The organism is Longimicrobium sp. (assembly GCF_036387355.1).
Lineage (GTDB): Bacteria > Gemmatimonadota > Gemmatimonadetes > Longimicrobiales > Longimicrobiaceae > Longimicrobium.
This window is the reverse complement of the sequence record NZ_DASVTX010000207.1, coordinates 1-8201: the sequence shown is the minus strand read 5'-3', so window position 1 is coordinate 8201 and position 8201 is coordinate 1. Positions and strand designations below refer to the sequence as shown.

The 8201-nt window shown below is 70.4% G+C and carries 5 protein-coding genes; 2 read left to right on the top strand and 3 right to left on the bottom strand.

Annotated elements, in window-relative coordinates:
- Positions 1 to 126 precede the first annotated feature (126 nt).
- The 3 genes from VF665_RS08980 to VF665_RS08970 all read right to left on the bottom strand — a co-directional run bounded on the left by VF665_RS08980 (position 127) and on the right by VF665_RS08970 (position 4766).
- Entirely contained in the window at positions 127 to 1644 is a 1518-nt protein-coding gene (locus VF665_RS08980) for a S8 family peptidase (RefSeq protein ID WP_414678442.1), read from the bottom strand.
- 355 nt (positions 1645 to 1999) lie between these two features.
- Entirely contained in the window at positions 2000 to 3184 is a 1185-nt protein-coding gene (locus tag VF665_RS08975) for a S8 family peptidase (RefSeq protein ID WP_331053078.1), read from the bottom strand.
- A gap of 424 nt (positions 3185 to 3608) precedes the next feature.
- Positions 3609 to 4766, bottom strand: coding sequence for a S8 family peptidase (locus VF665_RS08970; RefSeq protein ID WP_331053077.1), 1158 nt, complete (start codon positions 4764 to 4766; stop codon positions 3609 to 3611).
- A gap of 399 nt (positions 4767 to 5165) precedes the next feature.
- Here VF665_RS08970 and VF665_RS08965 point away from each other — a divergent pair, with 399 nt between their 5' ends.
- Together VF665_RS08965 and VF665_RS08960 are read left to right on the top strand one after the other, a co-directional pair.
- The gene (locus VF665_RS08965; RefSeq protein WP_331053076.1) at positions 5166 to 7427 is read left to right on the top strand and encodes an NADP-dependent malic enzyme; all 2262 of its coding nucleotides are present in this window, start codon (positions 5166 to 5168) and stop codon (positions 7425 to 7427) included.
- Positions 7420 to 7977 carry a DUF402 domain-containing protein gene (locus VF665_RS08960; protein ID WP_331053075.1) on the top strand — a complete coding sequence of 186 codons (558 nt, stop codon included), beginning with the start codon at positions 7420 to 7422 and terminating at the stop codon, positions 7975 to 7977. Before VF665_RS08965 ends, VF665_RS08960 begins: the two co-directional genes overlap by 8 nt.
- Positions 7978 to 8201: the final 224 nt, after the last annotated feature.

The following is an 8201-nucleotide window of genomic DNA, read 5'->3' as shown; positions in this document are numbered from 1 at the left end:
GTCACGTTTCGACGGGTAACGCTTTTCATCCGACTCCGCTGAACAGCCCGTTCCGCGCAACGAAAAACCGCCCGGCGCAGGATCGCGCCGGGCGGTTCTTTGGTTCCCGGGATCAGCCGGAGCGGATCAGGGCTTGGTGGTCACGAGCGTGTAGCTGCCGCTGCCGCTGTAGGCCACAATGCGCCAGCGGTAGTAGCCCGCCGTGCCGCTGTAGTTGATGTTCTCGGTGGACGTGGTGCCTTCGGCGCCCGCCACCTGCACCCAGCTGCTGCCGTTCCACTTCTGCAGGTACAGGTCAAAGTCGGTGCCGGACGGGCCCGTCAGTGCGCCGGTGTGGGCGCCGGACACGGTGCTCTGGTAGTACGAGCCGTTCGGCTGGATCGCCGAGCCGCCCGACGACAGGGTGCCGGTGTAGGTGGTGCCCGTGGACGGCGGCGGCGTGGTGGTGCCTTCCGCCGTGAGCCCCGAGAACAGCAGCTTGTTGGGCGACCCGGTGCCGGCGCTGGTCACCTTGCCCGAGGTGCTGGTGCTCACGATGGCGCTGGCCACGGTCGCCGGCGAGGCCGACGGGTTGCCTTCCAGGTACAGCGCGGCCACGCCGGCCACGTGCGGGCTGGCCATGCTGGTGCCGCTGATGGTGTTGGTGGCGGTGGTGCTGCCGATCCAGGTGCTCAGGATGTTGCTGCCCGGAGCAAACACGTCCACGCAGGTGCCGTAGTTGCTGAACGACGAGCGCGCGTCGGTGTTGGTGGTGCTGCCCACGGTAATGGCGTTGGCCGCGCGGGCCGGCGACACGTTGCAGGCGTTCTGGTTCTCGTTGCCCGCGGCCACCACGACGGTGACGCCGGCGTTGTGCATTCGGTTCACCGCGTCGTCGGTGGCGGTGCTGGCGCCGCCGCCCAGGCTCATGTTGGCCACGGCCGGCTTGACGTGGTTGTTGGCCACCCAGTCCATGCCCGCGATCACGCCGGCGTTGGTGCCGCTGCCCTGGCAGTCCAGCACGCGCACGGCCACGAGGTTCACCGACTTGGCCACGCCGTAGGTGGTGCTGCCGATGGTGCCGGCCACGTGCGTGCCGTGCCCGTTGCAGTCATCGGCGCTCCCGCCGTCCACCGCGTCGTAGCCGCTGGTGGCGCGGCCGCCGAAGTTGGTGTGGCCGAAGTTGATGCCGGTGTCGATGATGTACGCGCGCACGCCGGCGCCGGTGGGCGTGTAGATGTAGCTGCCGCCCAGCGGAAGCGCGCGCTGGTCGATGCGGTCCAGCCCCCACGTGGCGCCGCTCTGCACGGTGCTGGCTTCTACCGTGGCGTTCTGCTCGATGTAGGCCACCGAGCGGTTGTGCTGCAGCGCGTTCAGCTGGCCCTGGTTGAGCTCGGCCGCAAAGCCGTTGAGCGCGGCCGTGTACACGTACCGGGGGCTCACCCCCGCCACCGCGGCCACCGAGCGCGGATCCGCGCCCTCGTTGAGCACCACGATGTAGCTGCCGTCCACGCCGCGGCCGGCGGCTGCCGAAAGCAGCGGGGCGGCGCCGTCGTCATGCGTGGCGGTGGGCATGCTGCTCTGGTCGCCGCAGGCGGCCGCGGCGGCCAGCACGAGTACGGCAAAGGGGGTGAGGGTACGCTTGTTCAAGAGCTCCTCCAGCATGGAAACGTGTGGGCGCGGCGGATGTGCCGTGCCCGGGGGAGGCGAACGCCGGAGCGGCCGCCAGTGCGTTGACCGTGAACGCGGCCCGGGTCCGTGAACCCATGCGCATCCGTTGGTTTGAGTGCTCCCCGGTAAGGCACGCGCCGGACCATGTTCCACACAATCGTAACTACCCCTCCCGCAACCACTTGCAGTTTCATGACGCCGGACTGCGCGCCCGCCGTGGGGCGCAGGGCGGTGCAGTTGCACTGTTCTGGTTCACTCTGATGCGGGCCTGGGACGCCCCGGGAACGGGAGAGCCCCGCCGGATCGCGGGGATCCGGCGGGGCTCCATGGTTCCGGGTGCGGCCGCGGCTCAGAAGGCCGTGAACAGCAGGTGGTTGTTGACGGACTTGGCGCTGGTCACCACCGACTTGGTGCTGCCGTTGTACAGGGCGTCGCGCACCTGCTGCGGCGTGGCGCCGGGGTTGGCCTGCAGGTACAGCGCGGCCACGCCCACCACGTGCGGAGTCGCCATGCTCGTGCCGCTGATGGTGTTGGTGGCGGTGTCGCCGTTGTACCAGGACGACTTGATGCTGCTTCCGGGGGCGAACAGGTCCACGCAGTTGCCGTAGTTGCTGTACGACGCCTTGGCATCGCTGCTGGTGGTGGCGCCGATGGTGATGGCGTTGGCGACGCGCGCCGGCGAGTAGTTGCAGGCGTCCTGCGCGATGCCGAAGAAGTTTCCGTTCCCCGCCGCCACGACCACCGTGACGCCCGTGTTGATGAGCCGGTTGACGGCGTCGTCCACGGCGGTGCTGGCGCCGCCGCCCAGCGACATGTTGGCCACGGCCGGCTTGGTGTGGTTGGCCGCCACCCAGTCGATGCCCGCGATCACGCCCGCGTTGGTGCCGCTGCCGTTGCAGTCCAGCACCCGCACGCCCACCAGGGTTGCCGCCTTGGCCACGCCGTACAGCGTGCCGCCCACCGTTCCGGACACGTGGGTGCCGTGGCCGTTGCAGTCGTCCGCGGTCCCGCCGTCCACCGCGTCGTAGCCGGACACCGCGCGTCCCGCGAACTCGCTGTGGCTGAAGCGGATCCCCGTGTCGATGACGTACGCCCTGACGCCCAGCCCCGTGCCGGTGTAGCTGAACGTGCCCGAGAGCGGGAGCGCGCGCTGGTCGATGCGGTCGATGCCCCACGTGGCGCCGGTCTGAATGACGGAGGCCTGCACGGTGGCATTCGCCTCGATGTACTCCACGCTGCGGTTGTGCTGCAGCGCGTTCAGCTGCCCCGCGTTGAGTTCAGCCGCAAAGCCGTTGAGCGCGGCCGTGTACACGTACCGGGGGCTCACCCCCGCCACCGCGGCCACCGAGCGCGGATCGGCACCGTCGTTGAGCACCACGATGTAGCTGCCGTCCACGCCGCGGCCGGGGGCGGCCGAGAGCAGCGGGGCGGCGCCGTCGTCGTGCGCGGCGGTGGGCATGCTGCTCTGGTCGCCGCAGGCGGCCGCGGCGGCCAGCACGAGTACGGCAAGGGGGGTGAGGGTACGCTTGGTCACGAGTTCCTCCAGCATGGAAGGGTGGGCGCGGCGCGGCGCCGTGCCCGGGGGAGGCAGCGCCCCAAGCGCCGCCACGTCGGGTGACCGGGACCGATCCCCTTGTGCCATCCGGGTGCATCGGCCCGTCTGCTCCGGCCTCCAGCAAAGGCACGCGCCGGACCACAACCCACCCTGAGCAAACTTCTTTCCCGACAACTACTTGGGAAACAATCGCATCGGGAGGTGCGCCCGTGCTGAGGCGCGGCGCGGTGCACGTGCACCGTTCTGGTTCACCGGGCGGCGCCCCGGGCGCGCGCGGAGGCGAACGCGGGAGCCCCGCCGGATTCGCATCCGGCGGGGCTCCCGCGCAGGTCAGGACTGGGATTCGGACTCATCGTCCTTGGTCGTTCCTATTCCCTATTCCCTATTCCCTATTCCCTGCCGTTCAAAACGCCGTAAACAGCAGCAGATTCGGCGACCCCGTGCCGGCCGACGTCACCTTGCCCACCGTGGCGCCGCCCTCGATGGCCGCTTCCACCTGGGCCGGCGTGGCGCCCGGGTTGCCCTGCAGGTACTGCGCAATCACGCCTACCACGTGTGGCGTCGCCATGGACGTGCCGCTGATGGTGTTGGTGGCCGTGGCGCTGGTGTACCAGGCCGACTTGATGCTGCTGCCCGGCGCAAAGATGTCTACGCAGGTGCCGTAGTTGGAGTACGAAGCCTTCGCGTCGGTGCTGGTGGTGGCGCCCACCGTGATGGCCGTGGCCACGCGCGCCGGCGAGTACTTGCAGGCGTCGTCCTGGCGGCCGGCGCGGGTGCCGTTGCCCGCCGCCACCGCGTAGGTCACGCCCGCCGAGACGGAACGGCGCACCGCGTCGTCGATCGCCGTGCTGGCGCCGCCGCCCAGGCTCATGTTGGCCACCGCCGGCTTCACGTGGTTGGCCGTCACCCAGTCAATGCCCGCCACCACGCCCGAGGTGGTGCCGCTGCCGGCGCAGTCCAGCACGCGCACCGCCACGAGCTTTACGCCCTTGGCCACGCCGTACGTGGTGCCACCCACCGTGCCGGCCACGTGCGTGCCGTGCCCGTCGCAGTCGTCCGCGCTGCCGCCGTCCACCGCGTCGTACCCCGAAACCGCGCGGCCCACGAACTCCGTGTGGCCCAGCGTGATGCCGGTGTCCAGGATGTAGGCGTTCACCCCGGCGCCGGTGCTGGTGTAGGTGAAGCTGGTGCTGAGCGGCAGGTCGCGCTGGTCAATGCGGTCCAGCCCCCAGGTGGCGCCGGTCTGCAGGGTGGACTTCTCCATCGGGAGGTCCGCCTCGATGTACGCCACGTTGGAGTTGTGCTGCAGCGCGTTCAGCTGGCCGGCGTTCAGCGTGCCCGCAAAGCCGTTGAGCGCGGCGGTATACACGTAGCGCGGGCTCACCCCGGCCACGGCGGCCACGGAGCGCGGGTCGGCGCCGTCCTTGAGCACCACGACGTAGCGGCCGCTGGCGGACTGCGAAAGGACGGGCGCCTCGTCCACGGCGGCCGTGGGGGCCTGCCCGTCGGCGCAGGCGGCCAGGGCGATCATCGAGGCGAGTGCGAACGTGTTGCGCTTCATCAACGAGCTCCTCCGGAAGGTCGTTGGCGCGATGGCTCCCGAGGTGGAGCGGAATGCGCCGGTCGTGCGAACGATGTCTGTAAAGGCATCGTCCGGACCGCGGCGGCACGATTCCGCAAACCCCCTCCGGACATCATCTTGAGTTTTATTGTCCGAATAGGCGATGCACTGCTATGGTGCGGATAGGAACAGATGGCGCCCCGCGCGGGGCGGCGCACTCCGCGAGCCGTGCGCCCGGGGCGCCATCCGCGGCGCGCGCCCGGCGAACGGATGCGCCCCCGGCCCACGGACCGTCATCATCCACGAAAAACGGAGCCTGCGGTTGCTTGACACCCCCCGCCCGCCGGCCCAGTGTACCCCTTCGCACCGGATCCTTTTCCGCACGAGGGCAGCACACGCATGGCAGACCGCAGGCAGGACGCGCTCGACTACCACAGCCAGGGGCGCCGGGGCAAGATCGCCGTCGTTCCCACCAAGCCCGCCAGCACGCAGCGGGACCTTTCGCTGGCGTACTCGCCCGGGGTGGCGGAGCCCTGCCGCGAGATCGCCGCCAATCCCGAAGACGTCTTTCGCTACACGGCGCGCGGCAACCTGGTGGCGGTGGTGAGCAACGGCACCGCGGTGCTGGGGCTGGGCGACATCGGGCCGCTCGCCGCCAAGCCGGTCATGGAGGGCAAGGGCGTCCTGTTCAAGCGCTTTGCCGACATCGACGTGTTCGACCTGGAGGTGGCGAGCAAGAACGCGGACGACGTCATCCGCTTCTGCGAACTGCTGGAGCCCACGGTGGGCGGCATCAACCTGGAAGACATCGGCGCGCCGGAGTGCTTCTACATCGAAGAAACACTCAAGGAGCGGCTGGACATCCCCGTCTTTCACGATGACCAGCACGGCACGGCCGTCATCAGCGGGGCGGCGCTGCTGAACGCCATGGAGATCAGCGGCAAGAAGATCGACGAGATCACCGTCGTCTTCAGCGGCGCGGGCGCGGCGGCCATCGCCACGGCGGAGCACTACGTGTCGCTCGGCGTGCGCCGCGAGAACATCGCCATGACCGACAGCAAGGGCGTGATTCGCGCGGACCGCGGCAACCTGGACCGCTACAAGGGCCGCTTTGCCACCACGCGCGACCTGCACACGCTGGAAGAAGCGCTGCGCGGCGCCGACATGTTCGTGGGCCTGTCCGTGGCCGGGGCGGTCACGCGGGAGATGGTGGCGGGGATGGCGGACCACCCCATCGTGTTCGCCCTCGCCAATCCGGACCCGGAGATCCTGCCGGAAGATGTGCTCGCGGTGCGGCCGGACGCCATGGTGGCCACGGGGCGCACGGACTATCCCAACCAGATCAACAACGTCCTGGGCTTTCCCTTCATTTTTCGCGGCGCGCTGGACGTGCGCGCCCGCGCCATCAACGACGAGATGAAGATGGCGGCCACCCGCGCGCTCGCGGAGCTGGCCCGGCAGGACGTGCCCGAGGCGGTGGAAAAGGCGTACGGCGGCGAGCGATTCCGCTTTGGCCCCGAGTACCTGATCCCCAAGCCGTTCGACCCGCGCATCATGCTGTGGGTGGCGCCGGCGGTGGCGCAGGCGGCCATGGAAACGGGTGTGGCCCGCGTGCAGATTGACCTGGAGCACTACCGCGCGGAGCTGGACGCCCGCCTGGGCCGCGGCCGCGAGGTGATGCGCAACCTGATGCGCCGGGCCCGCAACGACCCGCGGCGCATCGTGTACCCGGAGGGGGAGAACGACGCCATCATTCGCGCCTGCGCGCTGGTGCTGGCCGAAGGGGTGGCGCGCCCCATCCTTCTCGGCCGCCCAGACGTGATCCGCGACCGCGCCGCCGCGCTGGGCGTTGCCATCGACGGCGCCGAACTGGTGGACCAGTGGAGCGAGGAAGCCCGCGAACGATACGCCCGCGACTTCTTCGGGCGGCGGCAGCGCAAGGGCGTCACGCTGGCGCAGGCCCGCGCGCGCATGCGGGAGCCGGTGTTCTTCGGCTGCATGATGGTGCTGGCCGGCGACGCCGACGGGCTGCTGGCGGGGGAAGACCTGTACTATCCGGAAACGATCCGCCCCGCGCTGGAAACAATCGGCACGGCGCCGGGCGTGCGCCGCGTGGCGGGGCTGTACATGATGGTGCTGCAGCAGGAAGTCGTCTTCTTCGCGGACACCACCGTGAACCCGGACCCGGACGCCGCCACCCTGGCCGACATCGCCCTGCTGTCCGCGGACTTCGTGCGGCGGCTGGGGATCGAGCCGCGGGTGGCGATGCTTTCGTACAGCAGCTTCGGGTCGGCGCGGGGGCCGGCGTCGGACAGGGTGGCCCGCGCCACGCAGATGGTAAAGGAGCGCGCGCCGGAGCTGGAGGTGGATGGCGAGATGCAGGCGGACACGGCGGTGATGGACGACTTCCGGCTCGAGAACTATCCGTTCACCTCGCTCCGGAACCGGCCCAACATCCTGGTCTTCCCCAACCTGGACTCGGCCAACATCGCCTACAAGCTGATGTGGAGAATGGGGGGCGCGGAGGCGTTCGGCCCCATTCTGCTGGGGATGGCGCACCCCATCCACGTGCTGCAGCGCGGGAGCGAGGCGGCGGACGTGCTGAACCTGACGGCGCTGGCCGTGGTGGACGCGCAGGAGCACGCCGGCCGCCGTGGCTGAGCCGGCCTACGCCGCGGGCGGCATGGTGGAGATCCACTACCTGCGCCCGCCGGACCGGGTGCAGGTGTTCCGCCAGGAGGTCGTGGATGACGACGGCACCGTCGTGGTGACGTACCTGGACGCCGCGCAGCTCAAGAAGCCGGTGACGGCGGGCGGGCGCGTGGTGCTGGAGCCGGGCGCGCCCGTGGTGTGGTTCACCTACCGCGGCGAGACGTGGCACGACGTCGGCCGCTTTCACCTGGCGGACGGCACGTTTACCGGCATCTACGCCAACGTGCTGACGCCGGTGCGCATGGCGGGCGCGCGGTGGGACACGACGGACCTGTTCCTGGACGTGTGGCTGGGTGCGGACGGCCACGTGGAGTTGCTGGACCGCGACGAGTTCCACGCGGCGGTGGCGCAGGGCGTGGTGTCCGCCGCCGATGCGGAGCGCGCGTTCACCGAGGCGGAGCGGCTGATCCAGGGCGCGCGGCAGGGCGCCTGGCCGCCCGCGCACGTGCAGGAGTGGACGCTGCAGCGGGCGCGCGCGGCGGTGGGGCCGGGCCGCTGAGGGGTGGGTGGGGATCCGGAGACGGAGGGGCTTGCCGGCGGAGCGAATGAATTCGCCGCAACAACGGCGGAAAGTCCCCCCAAACGGACGGGGGGACTTCACCAGCACGCGGGGGATGGACCGGTGCGAGGGGGCGGGTTCGGGGCGGCCCCCACCCGGGCCGGCACCACCGGCCCACCCTCCCCCAAAACGGACTGGGGGAGGGTTGTCGGGGCGGACCGCTC